At 69.4% G+C, this 17,001-nt stretch carries 15 protein-coding genes and 2 pseudogenes; 13 read left to right on the top strand and 4 right to left on the bottom strand.

The window, feature by feature from the left end; genetic code table 11:
- Positions 1–100: 100 nt before the first annotated feature.
- Both SMA5143A_RS04255 and SMA5143A_RS04250 read left to right on the top strand, forming a co-directional pair.
- Complete coding sequence (locus SMA5143A_RS04255) at positions 101–1,276, top strand: sensor histidine kinase (protein ID WP_181361716.1); 1,176 nt, start codon at positions 101–103, stop codon at positions 1,274–1,276.
- 67 nt (positions 1,277–1,343) lie between these two features.
- A complete protein-coding gene (locus SMA5143A_RS04250) occupies positions 1,344–1,634 on the top strand; it encodes a hypothetical protein (RefSeq protein ID WP_107461533.1) in 291 nt (96 codons plus the stop codon).
- Between the two features lie 46 nt (positions 1,635–1,680).
- Here SMA5143A_RS04250 and SMA5143A_RS44980 read toward each other — a convergent pair whose 3' ends face one another.
- From SMA5143A_RS44980 to SMA5143A_RS04240, 3 genes and pseudogenes are all read right to left on the bottom strand, one after another.
- Entirely contained in the window at positions 1,681–1,923 is a 243-nt protein-coding gene (locus tag SMA5143A_RS44980; protein ID WP_441349504.1) for a response regulator transcription factor, read from the bottom strand.
- Positions 1,924–2,058: 135 nt separating this feature from the next.
- Positions 2,059–2,376 (bottom strand): annotated as a pseudogene (locus tag SMA5143A_RS44975) (response regulator); the annotation flags it as partial.
- A gap of 807 nt (positions 2,377–3,183) precedes the next feature.
- Positions 3,184–5,229, bottom strand: a complete 2,046-nt coding sequence (locus SMA5143A_RS04240) for a Xaa-Pro dipeptidyl-peptidase (protein WP_107461531.1) — start codon at positions 5,227–5,229, stop codon at positions 3,184–3,186.
- Between the two features lie 373 nt (positions 5,230–5,602).
- Here SMA5143A_RS04240 and SMA5143A_RS04235 point away from each other — a divergent pair.
- Positions 5,603–5,965, top strand: a pseudogene (locus SMA5143A_RS04235) (acyl-CoA-like ligand-binding transcription factor); the annotation flags it as partial.
- 17 nt (positions 5,966–5,982) lie between these two features.
- On the opposite strand, the gene SMA5143A_RS04230 reads toward SMA5143A_RS04235, so the two are convergent.
- Complete coding sequence (locus tag SMA5143A_RS04230; RefSeq protein ID WP_020276842.1) at positions 5,983–6,684, bottom strand: TetR/AcrR family transcriptional regulator; 702 nt, start codon at positions 6,682–6,684, stop codon at positions 5,983–5,985.
- A gap of 212 nt (positions 6,685–6,896) precedes the next feature.
- Here SMA5143A_RS04230 and SMA5143A_RS04225 point away from each other — a divergent pair, with 212 nt between their 5' ends.
- The 10 genes from SMA5143A_RS04225 (at position 6,897) to SMA5143A_RS04180 (ending at position 16,989) form a co-directional block, all read left to right on the top strand.
- A complete protein-coding gene (locus tag SMA5143A_RS04225) occupies positions 6,897–8,192 on the top strand; it encodes an alpha/beta fold hydrolase (RefSeq protein ID WP_107461529.1) in 1,296 nt (431 codons plus the stop codon).
- Between the two features lie 31 nt (positions 8,193–8,223).
- On the top strand, positions 8,224–9,486 hold the full coding sequence (locus tag SMA5143A_RS04220) for a cytochrome P450 (protein WP_107461528.1): 1,263 nt from the start codon (positions 8,224–8,226) through the stop codon (positions 9,484–9,486).
- 5 nt (positions 9,487–9,491) lie between these two features.
- Complete coding sequence (locus tag SMA5143A_RS04215; RefSeq protein ID WP_107461600.1) at positions 9,492–9,815, top strand: 2Fe-2S iron-sulfur cluster-binding protein; 324 nt, start codon at positions 9,492–9,494, stop codon at positions 9,813–9,815.
- 6 nt (positions 9,816–9,821) lie between these two features.
- Positions 9,822–11,114, top strand: coding sequence for an NAD(P)/FAD-dependent oxidoreductase (locus SMA5143A_RS04210; RefSeq protein WP_219923574.1), 1,293 nt, complete (start codon positions 9,822–9,824; stop codon positions 11,112–11,114).
- Positions 11,111–11,632, top strand: coding sequence for an HtaA domain-containing protein (locus SMA5143A_RS04205; RefSeq protein WP_107461527.1), 522 nt, complete (start codon positions 11,111–11,113; stop codon positions 11,630–11,632). Before SMA5143A_RS04210 ends, SMA5143A_RS04205 begins: the two co-directional genes overlap by 4 nt.
- Positions 11,629–12,705: a hypothetical protein gene (locus SMA5143A_RS04200; protein WP_107461526.1), complete on the top strand. Its 1,077-nt coding sequence runs from the start codon at positions 11,629–11,631 to the stop codon at positions 12,703–12,705. The genes SMA5143A_RS04205 and SMA5143A_RS04200 overlap by 4 nt, the downstream gene beginning before the upstream one ends.
- Before the next feature lie 52 nt (positions 12,706–12,757).
- Complete coding sequence (locus tag SMA5143A_RS04195) at positions 12,758–13,777, top strand: alcohol dehydrogenase catalytic domain-containing protein (protein WP_107461525.1); 1,020 nt, start codon at positions 12,758–12,760, stop codon at positions 13,775–13,777.
- An 82-nt stretch (positions 13,778–13,859) separates the two neighbouring features.
- A complete protein-coding gene (locus SMA5143A_RS04190) occupies positions 13,860–14,966 on the top strand; it encodes a Zn-dependent alcohol dehydrogenase (protein ID WP_107461524.1) in 1,107 nt (368 codons plus the stop codon).
- A gap of 192 nt (positions 14,967–15,158) precedes the next feature.
- A complete protein-coding gene (locus SMA5143A_RS04185; RefSeq protein WP_020276851.1) occupies positions 15,159–15,986 on the top strand; it encodes an MBL fold metallo-hydrolase in 828 nt (275 codons plus the stop codon).
- A gap of 22 nt (positions 15,987–16,008) precedes the next feature.
- Positions 16,009–16,989 (top strand): aldo/keto reductase, encoded by a 981-nt coding sequence (locus tag SMA5143A_RS04180; protein ID WP_107461523.1) that lies wholly within the window; start codon positions 16,009–16,011, stop codon positions 16,987–16,989.
- Positions 16,990–17,001: the final 12 nt, after the last annotated feature.

Raw genomic sequence — 17,001 nt, 5'->3', positions numbered from 1 at the left:
CATCGGTCGGGCGACCGCCCGGCTCGGCGGCCACCGCCGTCGTCGTGGAGGTGCCGTGGCTAGTTGGGCGAAACTCGCCGAGGTCGTCACCGCCGGGGCGGTGACGACCTGGCAGCACCTGACACGACAGGGCAGGTTGCTGCTGGCGTGGTGGTTGTTCCTGCCCGCCACGGCGATCGTCACGGCCGTCATCAACGTGCCCGGGCAGCCCGCAACAGCGATCGGCCTGCTGGCCGCCGCACTCGCCCTGCTGTGCCGGTTCACCTGGCCGATCACCTCGCTGCTGGCCGGGACCGGCGTCGCGGCAGTGGCGTTGATCTTGCAGAGCACGACCCTGTTGGCTTTTATCTGGCCGGTGAGCGTGATGCTCGCCTATGCGGTGGGCCGCCAGGTCCCGGACACTCGCCTCGCCGTGGCCGCTCTGACGCTCGCCACCGGCGTGCAATCCGCGGCCAGCCTCGTCGAGCTCGCCGGGCTGACGGTTGACCTGGAGGATGTCGGCCGCATCGTCGTCATCAATGTGCTGCTGGTGGTACTGCCGGGCGCCATCGGCATGCGGCAGGGGGAACGAGCCCTGGCCATGGATGCCCTGCACGAGCGCAACGCCCTGCTGGAACGCGCCAACCTGCTCGGTGAGTCGCAGGCCCGGATGCAGGAAAGGGCGCGCATCGCCGGCGAGATGCACGATCTGCTCGGGCACCGGCTCAGCCTGATCGTCCTGTACGCCGGGGCCCTGGAGATGCGCACCCGCACCGCGGCCCCCGAGATCAACGAGCAGGCCGACCTGCTGCGGTCCACCTCCCGGACCGCACTCGAGGAGCTTCGCACCGTGCTGGGCATCCTGCGCCTCGACGGCGCCGAACCACCGGACGGCACCGAATCGGCGGTCGGCACGCGCGAGGATGTCACCAACCTGGTCGCCGAAGCCCAGCATGCGGGCCTGCCCCTCACCCTGTCCTGGAGCGGCGGCGACCTCACCGACGCCGACACCGGCATCCGCCGAGCGGTCAACCGCATCGTGCGCGAAGCCCTCACCAACGTGCACAAACACGCCCCGGGCGCGCCAACCCGGCTGACCGTCACCGTCGACACCGAAAAACTCACCATCAACGTACGCAACGTCGCACGCCCGCCCGCCGTCCCGCCGCCCAGCAGCGGCCTGGGACTGGCCGGCCTGCGCGAACGCGCCCGCCTGGCCGGCGGCGACTTCACCGCCGGCACAGACCCGCTCACCGGCAACCACACCCTCACCGCCACCCTCCCCCTGCGCCATTGAAGCCCGGGCACCATGAGCCCGACCATCGATCAACCCGCCCTGGCCGACGCGCAGATACTCCCCTCCAGTGCGGGCCGAAGACGGGCCCCACTACGACGCACCACGAAGGAAGACCAAGACGGCCTTCCCCGCCCTCGCCGGAGCCGCCGTTGCGGTCTGCGGCGGCCTCGGCTTCAGCGTCTGTTCCTACTTCGAGTCTGCCGTCTCGCCACTGACCTACCAGCAAATCAAGATCGGCGACACCCAGGACACGGTGCGCGAGCTGACCGGCGGCGACAGCATGACCGCCCGCACAGCGGGCCGGTTCTGCTTCCACGACGCCAAGCTCGCGCAGAAGGTCGAGATCCGGACGTCGTAGGCGGAACCCGGCAAGCCGACGCTTCGCGTGGGCTCGACGAGGCGGATCAGGAACGGCTGCCTGGCGGAAGAACTCCGGCGTCGTGCGCCAGGATCGCCGCCTGAACCCGGTTGGTGCAGCCAAGGACGGAGAGGATGCGACTGACGTGAGACTTGGCGGTGCCTTCACTCATCAGCAGCGCCTTGGCGATCTCAGCGTTCGAGCAGCCCTCACGCAGCAGGCACAGCACGTCGCGCTCACGGTCGGTCAGAGCCGCCACGCGGCGCCGCGCCTCGTCGGCCTGGCTCACGTCCCGGTTGACGTGGCGATCGATCAACTGCTTGGTGACCCGGGGCGACAGGACGGGCTCACCGGCGGCCGCCACCCGGACAGCCCTGATCAGGTCGTCGGGCGGGGTGTCCTTGAGCAGAAACCCCGCAGCGCCGCAGCGCAGCGCCCGGGTGACGTACTCTTCCTCACCGAAGGTGGTCAGCATGACCACGCTCGTCCGCGGCGCCACCTTCCCTATCTCGACGGCCGCGGCCAGCCCGTCGACGCCGGGCATCCGAATGTCCAACAGCGCCACATCGACGAGGTGCTTGCGAGCGAGCTCGACGGCGCCGGCACCGTTGTCCGCCTCGGCCACGATCTCGATGTCATCGGCGACGTCGAGCACGAACCGGATCCCGGCGCGGATCAGTGCCTCGTCGTCGGCCAACAGCACCCGAATCACCCTGCCACCCCACTCAGTCAGCCGCGACATCCCCGACGGCCGACGCGCGAGCCGACTCCGGTCAGAACGCGGCGAGTGCCGCAGGCGTTGGCACCCAATTATCGACGGACGGCATGGCGACGCACACCGAACGGCAAAGTGCGGCACTTCAGGCTGGTCTGACGGCAATTTCCCCGCCTCCAGGTCACGGTCGGCCCGAGTGGCTGATGTCGAGTCGGTCACCCGGAACGTGATGATTGCCCCCGGAGCGGCGTGCGGCCGCCGGTGGTGGCCGAACCGGCGGAATCGGCGGCTGGTGGAGGTGACTGCACGGATGACCGACGCGGCGAAGACGGTGCTGAAGCAGTGGCGAACCGCGGTCTCGCTGTCGGGGAGCTGAGGGCTTCCACCGCCCTCAGGACCGAAACATGCCGACCGTTTCGGCCACTGCCGCGCGGACGAGTTCGGCCGCGGGCAGGTCTGCCCACCGGCTGGTGTCGGCGAATACCCGCCGGTCACTGGGCACTTCGCCGACGGCACCACGTCGCAGCACGACGTGTTGGTCGGCGCCGACGGCATCGACTCGCTGGCCCGACGCACGCTGTGGGGCCCCAAGCAGGAGCATCGGCTGCACATCTTCGGTGGATTCACCATCACAGGGCGACGCCGAGCACACCCGACCTCGCCGTACGCCGCCTGCGGAGCCGGTATGTCCATCGAGGACGGCTACTTCCTCGGCCGCGCGCTGCGGGGCGTCGACCTCACTGCCCCACAGCGCACCTCACAAAGCTACGAGGACCAGGTGAGCGCCGTCGCCCGGAAGGCGGGCGGCCGGGCATGCCCGGCCGCCCGCCTCGGTCAGTTGCCGGGGACGCGCTGTGCGGTGTGCGGTGCCCGCACGCCCTCCAGGACCCTGGCCTCGGGTGCGGCGGACGTGCCGCCCGAGGTGGCGCGGGTGAACGCGGCGGCGCCGCCGAGAAGCGGGACGCGAACCGACGTACGGGCCAGGTCCAGGGTGAGCGTCGGGGTGGTGGACGGCGGTTCGATGAGGTTCTTGTCCGTGCCCGCGACGATCAGAGCCAGGCGGTGGCCCTTGGGGACGACGTGGTCGGTGGCCGCGAGGTCGAGCGTGATGGTGTAGGCCTTGCCCGGGGTGAGCGGGACCCCCTTGCGGTCGGAGGCGTGGTTGCCGAGGTCGGCCCACCCGCGGCTGAACACGGTGTAGTCGACGGACCTCTTCTTCGCCCGCGTTGCCTTGAAGCACGCGCTGTCCCGCTTGGTGCTGCTGCCCCAACAGGTGCGGTTGGTGAGGGTGGTGATGCCCTCGGCCTTGTCGGCGTGGTCCCGGATGGTGTCGGGGCCGAGGTCGACGAGGACGGCGGACAGATGGGCCGTCGACGTGGTCGGGGTGGCGGTGACGGTGACCTTGGAGGAGCCGGACAGACGCAGGTCACGGAAGAGCGGCTTGGTCACGAAGCCGGCCTTCTCGGGCGTCGTGCTGCCGATCCGCGCCGGCCAGTCGGTTTCGCCGCGCGCGCGGTTGTCGGTGAACGTCTCGGTGCCGGTGCCCTTGTTCAGGCCGAGGGTCCCCACGCCCGGCCGACTGCCGATGGCCGGGTGAAGGGTGGTGGTGTGCGTGTCGCGCGGCGGCCACACGTTCGAGGTGACCCACTGGTCGGGGTGCCGCTCGATGTCGGCCATGGGCTCACGGTCGATGCCGTTGTCGTAGCCGAGGAGTTCGTGGTCGAACCAGCGGTGCAGGGCATGGACCCAGTCGGCGCGCCGGAAGTCGAAGGGGTCGACGTGACCGGTCTGGGAAAGCCAGATCTTGCGCTCGACGCCGTTCTTCGCGAGGGCGTCCCACCACTGCCCGAAATGCTTGGCGCGGACGTTGAGGTCTTGCATCCCGTGCACGAGAAACACGCTCGCGCGTACCTTCGCCGCGTCCTTGACGTAGTCGCGCTCAGTCCACAGGGGCGTCCAGTCACCGCTGCGCGGGGCCCCGTCGACGAGCTTGCGCTCCATGGCCGCACAGCGCCTGGAGGCGTCGTCGCTCTGCACTGCGAAGGACAGCCAGTCGGGGCCGAACTCCGAAAACGGGGCACCCTTGGCGAAGTAGTAGTCGTACCAGGAGGAGATCGCGCTGATCGGAACGATCGTCTTCAGGCCCTTGACGCCGGTGGCGGCGACGCCGTTGGCTATGGTGCCGTCCCAGCTCTTGCCGATCATGCCCGTGCGGCCGTTGGTCCAGGTCGCCTTGACGGCGGTGCCGCCGCGCCGGCTGGTGTAGGCCCTGGCGCGGCCGTTCAACCAGTCGACGACGGCCTTCGCGGACCGGATGTCGCTGCGGCCGCCGACATCGACGCAGCCGTCGGAGCGGTTGGTGCCGGCGAGGTCGACGCCGACGAAGGCGTAGCCGCGGGGAACGAAGTAGTTGTCGTAGAACAGCGGCATCCGGCCGACGCGACCGCGAGTGTCGTACGTCTTCTTCTGGCTCTCGTTGCCGCGCCCGCAGCAGGAGTAGTACGGGCTGGCGTCCATGATGACGGGGACCTTGCGGCCCAGCCGGGCGGGTTCGCGGGGCCGGACGATGTCGGCGGCGACGCGGTCGTTCCTGCCGTCGCCATCGCCGTCGAGGCCGGTGTCCACCCAGACGGACTCACGGACGGCATGGGCGTAGGAGTAGACCGGTCGGCTCTCCTTCGGGGCGGGGGCGGCCCGGGCCGCCGCCGGGGTGAGGAAGGTGGCCAGCAGGGCAGCCACGGAGGCGGTCGCGTACGTTCTGTAGATCGTGAAACGCGTGCGTTTCCCCGTACGCGGAGGCGGCCCAACGACCGCGGGCACGGGCGCGATGATCGCGTGCCATGGAGGTGGCGTTTCGTGCGAGAACTCTGTCTGAGTCATGCGCACAACGTCGCCGGTCCGGACGCCTAGACGCGTCTGCCAAGCTTCCGCACCACCCCCGCCGAACGGCAGAGGACGCCGAGCCGATCGACCATCACCGGGAGCGACTCCGGTGTCGCGGCGGGAACCGAGATGCGCCTGCGTCGTGTCCCTGCAGCTCTCCCTCCCAGCCGCGTTCTGCTTGAGGATCAGGGGGTCTGTCAAACGATGTGCAGTCCCGCGGAACCACGAACGCGTTCCGGAATCAGGGCCGCGGGTACTGAACTTTTTCCTTGCGTCCGACACTCGTGTCTGTTCGGGGCCATGTTCTACATGACCTTCTACCTGCAGAACGTGCACGGCACGCCCGGCCGAGGAGCCGCCGGTCACCGCGTTCGCCAACGCGGCCCGTACCGTCGTGGAGCGGCTGATGCAGGCCGACGACGGCACCGGCGAACTGTGGACGCGCATCGTGTGGCTGCTGGAGAACTCCCCGCCGCTGCTAGCCGCCTACTTCCAGCGCCTCCTGTCGATCGAGGACCGTCTCGCGCGCAAGCTCGCCGAGCGCGAGGGCGTCGACCCGGACACCGACCTGCGCCCCTTTCTCGCCGTCGGCGCGGTCGGCACGGCGCTGCGCGCCGCCCATCACCGCTGGGCGGCTCTTCCCCGGGGCACGGCGGAGGATCTGGCCCAGCTGCGCGAGCAGGCCCTGCAGTGCTTGAACGAGCCCCTCGACCGTCACTGGGCAGAGGGCTAGAGCCCGGAGTTGGGGCGTCAGGCGATGTCGCTGGGGCGACGGGAGCCGGCTGTGATCCGATGCGACGAGCTCCTTGACGTCAGGGCGGCGAGCCGGTCGAAGACGTCCTGGGCGGCCTCCGCGTAACTGAGGCCGTGGGCGACGGCGTTGCGTTGGAAGAGGCGGAGCAGGGCCATCGTCGTGGAACTCCACACCTTGGCGTCCATCTCGTCGAGTTCCGGGTACCGCACACGCAGCGCGTCCGCGAGATGGTCCTCCCAGACGACAGTGCGGAGGTTGACAGCCGCCATGAGGGTCTCGGACTGCTCGGTCATCGGAGCCAGGGCGCGGAAGAGGTCCCCGTATTCGCGACACCAGGCCACGACGGCTTCGGTGAGCGTCGGCAGCACCTCGGCCTCGGGTTGCCCCACCGTCTCGATCAGCTCCATGAGACGTGCGTTCGTCTGGTCCCAGATGTCGAGGATCACGGTTTCCTTCGACGGGAAGTACCGGAAGAACGTCCGTGACGTGACCCCCGCGTGCGCGGCGATCTCGCTGACCTTCACGTCGTCGAAGCCCCGTTGGGCGAAGAGCGCGACTGCGCTCGTGCCGAGCCTGCGCGCGATGCTCCTGGTGTCGCGCAGGGTCGTTCCGCGCCGCTCCTCGGTGACCGCCGCGACTCCTTGTACGGCGGCGAGCAGCGCGGCGCTCGCTCCGGTGGCCCAGCTCTCGTCCCTCACCGGGCCAGGCTAGCGAATCCGGCGACAGGCGACTGTTCAGGCGTTCGACCGCCATTGATTTCCATCACGTTTCCCCACCTCTTGCCACACCCAGGTTCGTGTCATACGGTGACACCGACTTCGAGTCACAGTGTGACACGAAATGGACGGCCGTACGGCATGGCCCGTCGGCCGCTTCTCTCCCCTCCCGGCACGCAAGGAAGCGGGCTCCCATGACTGCTCTCGTCGATCGACAGAAGATCCTCGCGGCGGCCGGTTCCGACAAGGAACTGGCCTACAAGCTGCGCACCTACTCCGGCCGCGTCCGGTTCGATCTGCCCGAGGGGGCGTTCGACCTGGTGGTCGAGGACGGTGTCCCCGCCAGGGCCGAGGAGGTGCACGCGGACCTCGCCGCCGATGTGACCTTCTCCGCGCCGGCCGAGTTCTGGTCGACCGCGTTCTCCGCTGCTGTCCCCCCGGCCGGCTACGAGAGCTGCGTCGTCGGCATGACCCGCGGTCTGAGGATCGTCGGCGACTTCGGCGGCACCGTCGCCCCCTGGCAGAGCGGCTGGTCCCGCCTGTACCAGGTGGTGCGCGAGACGGTGGCCGGCGCGCCGGTCCGCAAGCCCTTCCAGGACCCCTTCCGCGAGACGGACAACGCCGTCGGACGGTACGTCTACGTCTCCGCGAACGGCCAGGAGGCACGGATTTACTACGAGACCTCCGGCCACGGCCCGATCCCGCTGCTGCTGCAGGCGACCGCAGGCGCCGACGGCCGCCAATACCGCCACCTGCTGGCCGACCCGCGGATGCAGGAACGCTTCACGATGTACGCCTACGACCTGCCCTACCACGGCAAGTCGCTGCCTCCGATCGGGGTGCGCTGGTGGGAGGAGACCTACCGCCCCGGCCGCGACGGCCTGATCAACTGGGTGGTCGCGATCGCCGACACCCTGGGCCTGGACAACCCGTACTTCATGGGCTGCTCGGTCGGCGGCCAGCTCGCCCTCGACCTCGCGGCCGAACGCGGCGACCGCTTCGGCGCGTTCATCTCCCTCAACGGCTGGTACGGCAACCCGCCGCTGTTCGACGGCTTCTCCAACGACATGTTCCGTACCCCGTCGATCGCCGACAGCTACGCCCCCGCGCTCAACTTCGGTGCGACCGCGCCCCAGGCACCCGAGCCGAACGCGCACGAGACGTACTGGATCTACCGCTCGGCGTTCCCCGGCATCTACGCAGGCGACAACGACTACTTCGCCTACGAGCACGACCTCAAGGAGAACGGGCACAAGATCGACGCCCACGCGAAGCCCGTCTACGTCGTCACCGGCGAGTACGACCCGGCCAGCGACGACGACGTCAACGGCGGCCCGGCCGTGGAGAAGTTCATCCCCGGCGCCAAGTTCATCAAGGTCGCCGGGCTCGGGCACTTCGCCCCCTGCGACGACCCCATCGGGTTCGGCGACGCCATCGTCCCGATCCTCGACGAGGTCATCGCCAAAGCTGCCTCCGCCGGCCAGTCCTGATGCCGCTCCCGCGAAGAAAGGCCCGTACGACATGAGTGTCACCCACGACCTCGTCCGGCGGTCGGCCACCGGCAGGCCGGTCATCGACTTCGACCACCACTCGCCCGCCTACCGCGACACCTGGAAGCAACTCGCCGCCCGGTTCCACGCCACCGGCAGCCCCATCGCCTGGACCGAACACCACGGCGGCTACTGGGTGGTGGCCTCGTGGGAGGAGGTGCAGCGCATCGGCTCCGACTGGGAGACCTTCACCTCCGTCAACGACCTGACCGGCACCGAGAACGGCGGCAAGGGCCAGCTCATCCCCCAGATGCCCTACCGGCTGCACCTCGGGGAGTCCGACCCGCCGCTGCACACCGAACGCCGCCGCATCGAAGCGCCGTTCTTCACCCCGAAAGCCCTGCGCCAGTGGGCTCCCGTCGCCCGGCAGTACCTCGACGAGGCCCTCGACAAGGTGGCGGGGCGGGGGCAAGCCGAGCTGATCGACGACGTGATCATCCCGACCACGGCACGCACCACGCTCTACGTCCTCGGATACGACGCCGACGACTGGCACGACGCCGCCTACGCCGCGCACGAGGGTGTGTACCTGCTGCCGGACGATCCCCGCTACCCGCACGAGGCACAGGCACGGCTCCGGGTCCGCTTCCGCGACATGCTGGCCACCCGCAGCCAGAACCCGGCCGGTGACGTCCTCTCGGCCCTGGCCACCGGTACGGTGCGGGGCGAACCGCTCGGTCTCGAGGTGGCCGAGAGCATGGTGAACGCGCTGGTCTTCGGCGGCTTCGACACCACTACCGCCGCGACCGCGAGTGCGCTGATCCATCTCACCCAGCACCCGGACCAGGCGGAGCGGGTGCGCACGGACGCCGCGTACCGGAAGAACGCCATCGAGGAATTCCTGCGGTTCTGGCCACCGGGGACCGGCATCGCCCGTACCGCCGTACGGGACACCGAGATCCTCGGGCAGCCGATCGCCCGTGGGGAGAGCGTCTACATGTGGCTGGCCGGCGCCAACCGCGACCCGCTGAAGTTCCCCGACCCGGACCGGCTCGACCTGGAGCGGGACAACGCGCGCGACCACGTCTCCTTCAGCACCGGACACCACCGCTGCCTCGGCTCGCCCCTGGCCAAGGCCGAACTCGACGCCATGCTGGAGACGATCCTCACCCGGCTGCCCGGCCTGCGCATCGACCCGGACGCCGTGGTCGGCTACCCGAGCATCGGGGGCGCGCACGGCTACATCTCGGTCCCCGCGACCTTCACTCCCACTTCGACCCCGACGGAGGTGTGACGAACATGCCCAAGGTCACTTACGTGTCCGACGCCGGTGAGGTCCGCGTCGTCGACGGCCTGGTCGGCGACTCGGTGATGCAGACCGCAGTCCGCAACGGCGTCCCCGGCATCACCGGCGAATGCGGCGGCGTCCTGTCCTGCGCCACCTGTCACGTCTTCGTGGACGAAACCGACCTGGATCGGCTGGAACCGGTCAGCGGCCTGGAGGACGAGATGCTCGACGGCACGGTCGTCGACCGCTGCCCCAACTCCCGGCTGTCCTGCCAGATCAAGCTCTCCGAAGGGCTCGGCGAGCTGCGCGTCACCACCCCGGAAGCCCAGGAGTAGCACCTCGTGAACAGCACCGCCGTCGCCCCGCGCGACACCGGCGTGCTCGTGGTGGGCGCCTGCCAGGCCGGCATCCAGCTGGCCTGTTCCCTCCGCGAGTACGGCTACACAGCCCCGATCACCGTGGTCGGCGCCGAACAGCACGCGCCCTACCAGCGCCCACCGCTCTCCAAGACCCTCCTCCACGCGGAGACGTCGCCCGACGCGATCACACTGCGATCGGAGGCGTTCTACGCCGACCAGGGCATCCGGCTGGTCCTCGGGGAACGCATCATCCGGGTCGACCGGGGCGACGGCGGTGCAGGGGTCGCGTACGCGCACTCCGGCCGTAGCTTCGCGTTCGACCGGCTCGCGCTCACCGTGGGCGCCCACCCACGACGACTGCCCGTCCCCGGCGCCGATCTGGCCGGCGTCCACTACCTCCGGGACGCCGACGACGCGCTCGCCCTGCGTGCGGCCCTGGCAGAGGCGGTCGACGTCCTGGTCATCGGCGGTGGCTTCATCGGACTCGAAGTCGCGGCCAGTGCCCGGGGGCTCGGCTGCGAGGTCACCGTCGCCCTCGCCGACAACCGACTGCTCGAACGTGCCGTAGGGGTCCCGACCAGCGAGTTCTTCCTCGACGCCCACATCCGGCGCGGGGTGCGAGTGCACCTCGGAGCGCCGCCCGTACGCCTCCTGGACGACGGTCACGGGCGCGTCCGTGGCGCCGAACTCCCCGACGGCAGCGCGCTGACGGCCGACCTGGTGGTCGTCGGGATCGGCGCCGTGCCCCGCACCGAACTCGCCGAGCAGCTCGGACTGACCGTCGACAACGGCATCGTCGTCAACGAGTACGGCCTCACCTCCGACGGCACCACGGTCGCCGCGGGCGACTGCGTCGCCTGCCCCCCGCCGGTGGACCTCCCCGACGGCCCGGCCCGGATCCGCTTCGAGTCGGTGAACACCGCCATCGAACAGGCGAAGACCGCCGCCGCCCTGCTCGCCGACAGGCCGGTCCCCTACGGGGCCGTGCCCTGGTTCTGGTCCGACCAGTACGACCTCAAACTCCAGGTCGCCGGCCTGTCGACCGGCCATGACCGGTACGTCGTACGCGGCGAGCCGGACACGGAGAAGTTCGCCGTCCTCTACTACCGCGGCGGACATCTGGTCGCCGGCGACTTCGTCAACCGGCCGGCCGACTTCCTCGCCGTACGCTCCGCCTTGGCCGCGGGCCGGACCATCCCGCCCGAAGCGGCCACTGACACCACGGTGCCGTTGAAGAAGCTCATCGCCGACGATCCCCGGCAGGCAGTGGCATGACCGCCGGCCCGGCCACCCTGCCCGGACTGCGATGGAGCGTCAAAGTCCCGTTCCTGCGCTACATCGCCCGCTCTCCAGAGGGCCGCTGCTCGGTCACCGACGGCGCCTCGGTCGTCGACGAGCACATGTTCCTCTTCAGCCCGGACGATGCGTCGGCATTCGACGCCGACACGGTCACCGGCCTGCTGAAGTTCCGGGGAGACGTACGCTTCGCCGCCCACTACGGGCTGCTCTTCCTCCGCATCGCCGACCCCTGGCTGTCCGTCACCGGCGGCGCGGGAACCCTGACCATCGCGGCACCGCCCGGCCAGTCACCCGAGCGCATCCCCCTGACCTCCCTCCACCTGCGGACCGCCGATCCGACGGACCACGCCGACTTTTGCCTCGGCACGCACGTCCGGCTGACTGCTCAGGGATCCGAACTCTTCAACGGGGTCTACCCCGTGGACGAACCGTTCGACGACCTGACCCTCCTCCTCACTCCGTCCTCCACAACCGCCCTGGAGAAGACACCATGACGACCCTCGCGTCGGACACGGAAACGGCCCCCTGGCCGACCGAACCCACCCCCGACCTGCTGACCCGGATCAGCCAGGCACGGGCCAAAGGGGTGGCCTGGCTGCGCGACCGCATTGCCGACGACGGCCGCCCCGAAGGCGCCGAGACCGCCAACTCGTGGTGGCGCGCCCCTTGGGCCCTGTGCGTCGGCGGAGCCCCGGACGCCGCCGCCGCGATGATGGGCTGGGCCGAACGCGAGGCCCTCACCGACGAAGGCGACCTCCGCTCCGGCCCCTACGACGCCCCCGGCGGCACCAGCCCCGTCTACCACCTCTCCCCCCTCGCGATCGCCTCCTGGCTGCTCGGCCGCTACGACACCGCGACCGCGATCAACACCACGCTCGCACGCTTCCAGAACCCCGACACCGGCGGAGCCTACGACCTCCGCGACTTCGCGCAGGACCCCCTGGAGGACAACCTCAAGACCGCCCAACTGGGCTTCTCCGCGCTGGTCACCGGTGACCGTCACACCGCCGACGGCGTCCACCGGTGGCTGAATCGCAACCTCGCCGACCAGCCCGACCTGCCCCACCGGCTGTTCACCAGCCGCCGCGGCGACACCCTGGTCACCGACTTCCCGGACGAGACGGCCTTCCTCCGCGTGGTCGACTTCCGGGCGCCCCGGCAGGCGTACTTCCACCCCGGCATCGCCGCCGCCTTCCTCGCCGGATACGCACGACAGACCAGCGACGCCTCCGCGCTCCGGCTGGGCCGTGAGTACCTCACCCTCACCACACGCGGCACCGAGGAGCAGTACGACGACCCGACGTCGGTGCAGATCTGCAAGTTCGGCTGGGGCGCCGCCGCCATGCTCACGGCCGACCCGGACGGCGGCCACCTCCCCTGGACGGTCCGGATGGGCGAGTGGTTCGTACAGCGCCAGCGCCACGACGGCGCCTGGGCACCGTCGTCGTTCGCGACCCCGAGGCCCGGAATGCTCGACCTGTACTGGAAGACGGCCGAGCACGTGATGGAACTGTCCTACATCGAGCACGCCCTGCGCTCCACGAGCGCCGGCACCACCCCCGCCTGACGCATTGATTCGCACGGCCAAAGACGGACGTGCGTCGGCAAAGGAACCAGGAATGCTCGCTGTCGTTACCCAGGGCAATGGCACCGTCGAAGTGACGGATGCTCCCAAGCCCACTGTCGTGGAACCCGATGACGTGATCGTCAAGGTGAGCGCGGCCGCCGTGTGCGGGACGGATCTGCACTTCGTCCGGCACCCCTTCCTGCCGCCCACCCTCACGCTGGGGCACGAGTTCATCGGCACCGTCGTCGAGACGGGCACCCAGGTACACCATGTGACCGAGGGGCAGCGGGTGCTGTCGAAGATGTTCGTCGCCTGCGGACGGTGCAAACCCTGCCGCACCGCGAACCAGCCCCGGTGCGCCGAATACCGGCTCTTCGGCGGAGGCATCCTCGACGGAGGCCAGGCCGAGTACGTCCGCGTCCCTCGCGCCGACTTCACACTCAGCGAACTCGACGCCTCCGTGTCCGACCAGGACGCGCTCGTCCTCACCGACATCCTCCCCACCGCCTGGGAGGCGCTCGTCAAGACCCGCTTCCAGAGCGGTGCGACCGTGGGCGTCGTCGGCTCCGGCCCGGTCGGCCTCCTCATCGCGCAACTGGCCCTCGCCCGCGGCGCGGCCGCCGTCTACCTCGTGGACCTGGACCAGCGTCGCCTGAAGCAGGCGGAGAAGCTCGGCGCGGTGCCGGTGCCCGGCGGTGAGGGTGCCGCCGAACGCGTTCTCGAACTGACCGGTGGGAACGGCGTCGACGTGGCCATCGACGCCGTCGGCGCCATCCCTGCGATCAGCACCGCCCTGGCGTGTGTGGCCCTCGGCGGCACCGTCGGTCTCGTCGGTGTCCTGCTCGACGGCGACCTGCCGGTCACCGCGCAGAACCTGTTCGGACGCCAGGTGACCATCGTGCCGGTCACCGGCAACCCGTACGCGGCCAACGACAACCTCACCACCATGATCACCGCGGGGAGGATCGAGCCGGGCATCGTCATCGACCACGAAGCCCCCCTGTCCGCCGCCGCCGAGACCTACCAGTCGTTCATGGCACGCGACTTCGTCAAGACCATTCTGCGGCCCTGAACCCTCCCGCCGCGCTGCCGGGAGCGGGGCACTCCAGCCGACGAGATCACCAGCAACATCAGCAACACGAAAGGAAACAGACATGACCAAGGCAGCCGTGCAATTAAAGGCAGACGGCCCCGTCGAATTCATCGAGGTCGACGTCCGGCCGCCAGGTCCTGGAGAAGTCCGTGTCCGGATGGCCGCCGCCGGCCTGTGCCACACGGACGTGCAGGCCCTCTACGGCGGCGTCGCCAGCATGACCATGCCGCCACCGGCGGTCGCCGGACACGAGGGCGCCGGCGTGGTGACCGAGGTCGGCCCGGGCGTCTTGGGCCCCGCCGTCGGCGACCACGTGATCCTCTCCGCCTTGGGGCACGATGGCACGTGCGAGTTCTGTACGGACGATCATCCCTCGTTGTGCCTGCGGAGCCTTCAGCTGGCGGACCCGCGCACGGGGAACGGCCCCGCCCTGTCGGTCGACGGCACCCCGGTGACCCCCTTCGGCCCCCTCGGCACGTTCACCGAGGAGACGATCGTGCCCGCGGAATGCGCCATCGCCATCGACAAGGCCATGCCGCTGGACCTCGCGTGCCTCATCGGCTGCGCGGTCTCCACGGGAGTGGGTGCCGTCCGCAACCGGGTCACGGTACGGCCCGGCGACCACGTCGCGGTCCTCGGCTGCGGCGGAGTGGGCCTGAACATCGTCCAGGCGGCACGACGGGCGGGCGCCGGCAGCGTGATCGCGGTCGACGTCAGTGAGGAGAAGCTGGCGGCCGCGACCGCGTTCGGCGCGACCCACGTCATCGACGCCCGCCACGTGCAGGTACCCGACGCCGTCCGCGCCGTCACCGGCCCCTTCGGCGCCCACTTCACGTTCGAGAGCACCGGTCTGACGGACTGCATGGTGCAGGCCGTCTCCGCAATCCGCCCGGGCGGAACCGCGGTCCTCCTGGGCATGGCGCCCAGCTCCTCCGCACTCGCCCTTGACAACATCGCCGACATCATCCTCCAGGAGAAGGTGATCACCGGCTCGCTGATGGGCAGCGGCTACTCGGCCCGCGACTTCCCCGTTCTGGTGCGCGAGTACCTCGAAGGGACCCTCAAGCTCGACGAGCTCATCACCCGGCGTCGTCCCCTGGCCGAGATCAACGAGGCCATCGCCGACCTGAAGTCGGGCACCGGCCTGCGAACCGTCTTCACCTTCTGAGCCCTCTCATCCGGCTCCACCCCTCGTTCGCGGGCACGGAGGTCCCGCAGCACTGCACCCGACAAAACCGTGACGACATCACCGCGGGGACGATCTGCGAACCGATGAGGCCGTCCAAGCCCGTGCCGTCGCCGCTGCACCGCCGACTGCCGGCGCCCACGGTGCACGCCACACAACGCCGAGGAGGACCTTGTGGTCGTTACCAGCATCGATCCCGTACTCGATGCTCAGCATCCCGTACCGCCGGGCGAATTCTTCGACCCTCCGCCCGGCGCGGGCCAAGATTGGCAGACCGCGCCGCCGTGGTTCGACGGGGCGGGCTGGATCATGCCGATGGGCGGTTTCCTGCTGCGATCGGGAGACCGGACGATCCTGGTCGACGCGGGACTGGGACCGAACATCGATATCGTCGAAACGCGCGGAAAGCTGTTCGACTCGCTCGCCGATCTTGGCGTCACACCCGAGCAGATCACCGATGTCGTGCTCACCCACCTGCACTTGGACCACGTCGGCTGGGTCGCTCCTGCGGGTGAACCGATCTTCACTCACGCCCGGCACCACTGCCACCGCGCTGATTACGACTGGATGCGTGCTGATCCCGGCAGCAACCCTGCCACGGCCCGGGTGACCGATACCATCCATGCCGTTTCCGACCTTCTCCGCCTAGCCGAGGGGGAGCGAACGGAGATCGCGGATTCGGTCGCGCTGCGGCTGTTCGCCGGTCACACGCCCGGCAACTGCGTCGGCGAGATCGAGACCGGCGAAGCACGAGTATTGCTGCTGGGGGACACCGCGCATCACCCCGTACTCCTGGTCGAGGATGGGTGGACCGACCGCCTGGACGAAGATCGCGCCGCGGCGGCCAGGGCCCGCGACCGGCTCGCGCAAGAGATGGAACGTACCGGAGCTATCGGTCTCGGCGCACACTTCCCGGGGACCCAGGGCGGCCGCATCATCCGTGACAAGCAGGGCTCACGGCAGTGGCAGCCGATCCCGAGCAACCGAATCCACACGAACTGAACGCACATGAAAGGAATCACAGGTGAAAACTGTCCGACTGGGCAAGAGCGGCCTGGAGATGAGCGGCGTCATCCTGGGCATGATGACCTACGGTGACCCCGAGCAGGGCTACCCGTCGTGGACCATCGGCCTCGATGAGGCCCGTCCGTTCGTCCGCCGCGCCTACGAGGCGGGTATCACGACCTTCGACACCTCCAACGTATATTCCAGCGGCACAAGTGAGGAAATCCTGGGCACGCTGACCAGAGAGTTGGGTCCCCGCGAAGAGTTCCAGATCGCGACGAAGGTGTACGGGCATCAACGCCCGTCTCGCAACGGCTCCGGCCTGAGCCGGGTCGCCATCATGCACGAGATCGACGCCTCGCTGCGCCGCCTTGGTACCGACTACGTCGACCTTTATCAAATCCATGCTTTCGATCCGAATACACCGATCGAAGAGACGATGGAAGCACTGCACGACGTGGTCAAGGCTGGCAAAGCCCGCTATATAGGCGCATGCAATCTCCTGATGTGGCAGCTCGCGCTCATGCAGAACGCGGCAGACCGACACGGGTGGACCAAGTTCGTGTCGAATCAGCTGCACTACAACTTGCTGGCGCGGGATCTGGAACGCGAGGTCGCGCCCTATGCCGAAGCCACAGGCATGGGAATTCTGCCCTGGAGCCCGCTCGCACGCGGACGGCTCACCCGGCCGTGGGGTTCGGAAGGGTCCGGGCGTGAAGCCAACGACACACTGTCTCCACAGCTGTATACCCGCGACGAGGAATCGCACAAGCGGGTCGTGACCGCTGTGCAGGAAGTCGCCGAGGCTCGCGGGGTGCCGATGGCGCAGGTCGCGGCGTCCTGGGTGGCGAATAAATCCCCGGTGGCCGCGCCGATTGTGGGTGCCACGAAGGAACGCCATATCGACGACGCCGTCGCCGGTCTCGAACTCGAACTCACCACCGAGGAGATCACCAAGCTCGAAGCGGCGAACACCTTGGTCCGCAACGGAATCATCTGAGTCCTCCCGCCG

Source organism: Streptomyces sp. MA5143a (genome assembly GCF_900290235.1).
Taxonomy (GTDB): domain Bacteria; phylum Actinomycetota; class Actinomycetes; order Streptomycetales; family Streptomycetaceae; genus Streptomyces.
This window is presented reverse-complemented; position numbering and strand designations above follow the sequence as displayed.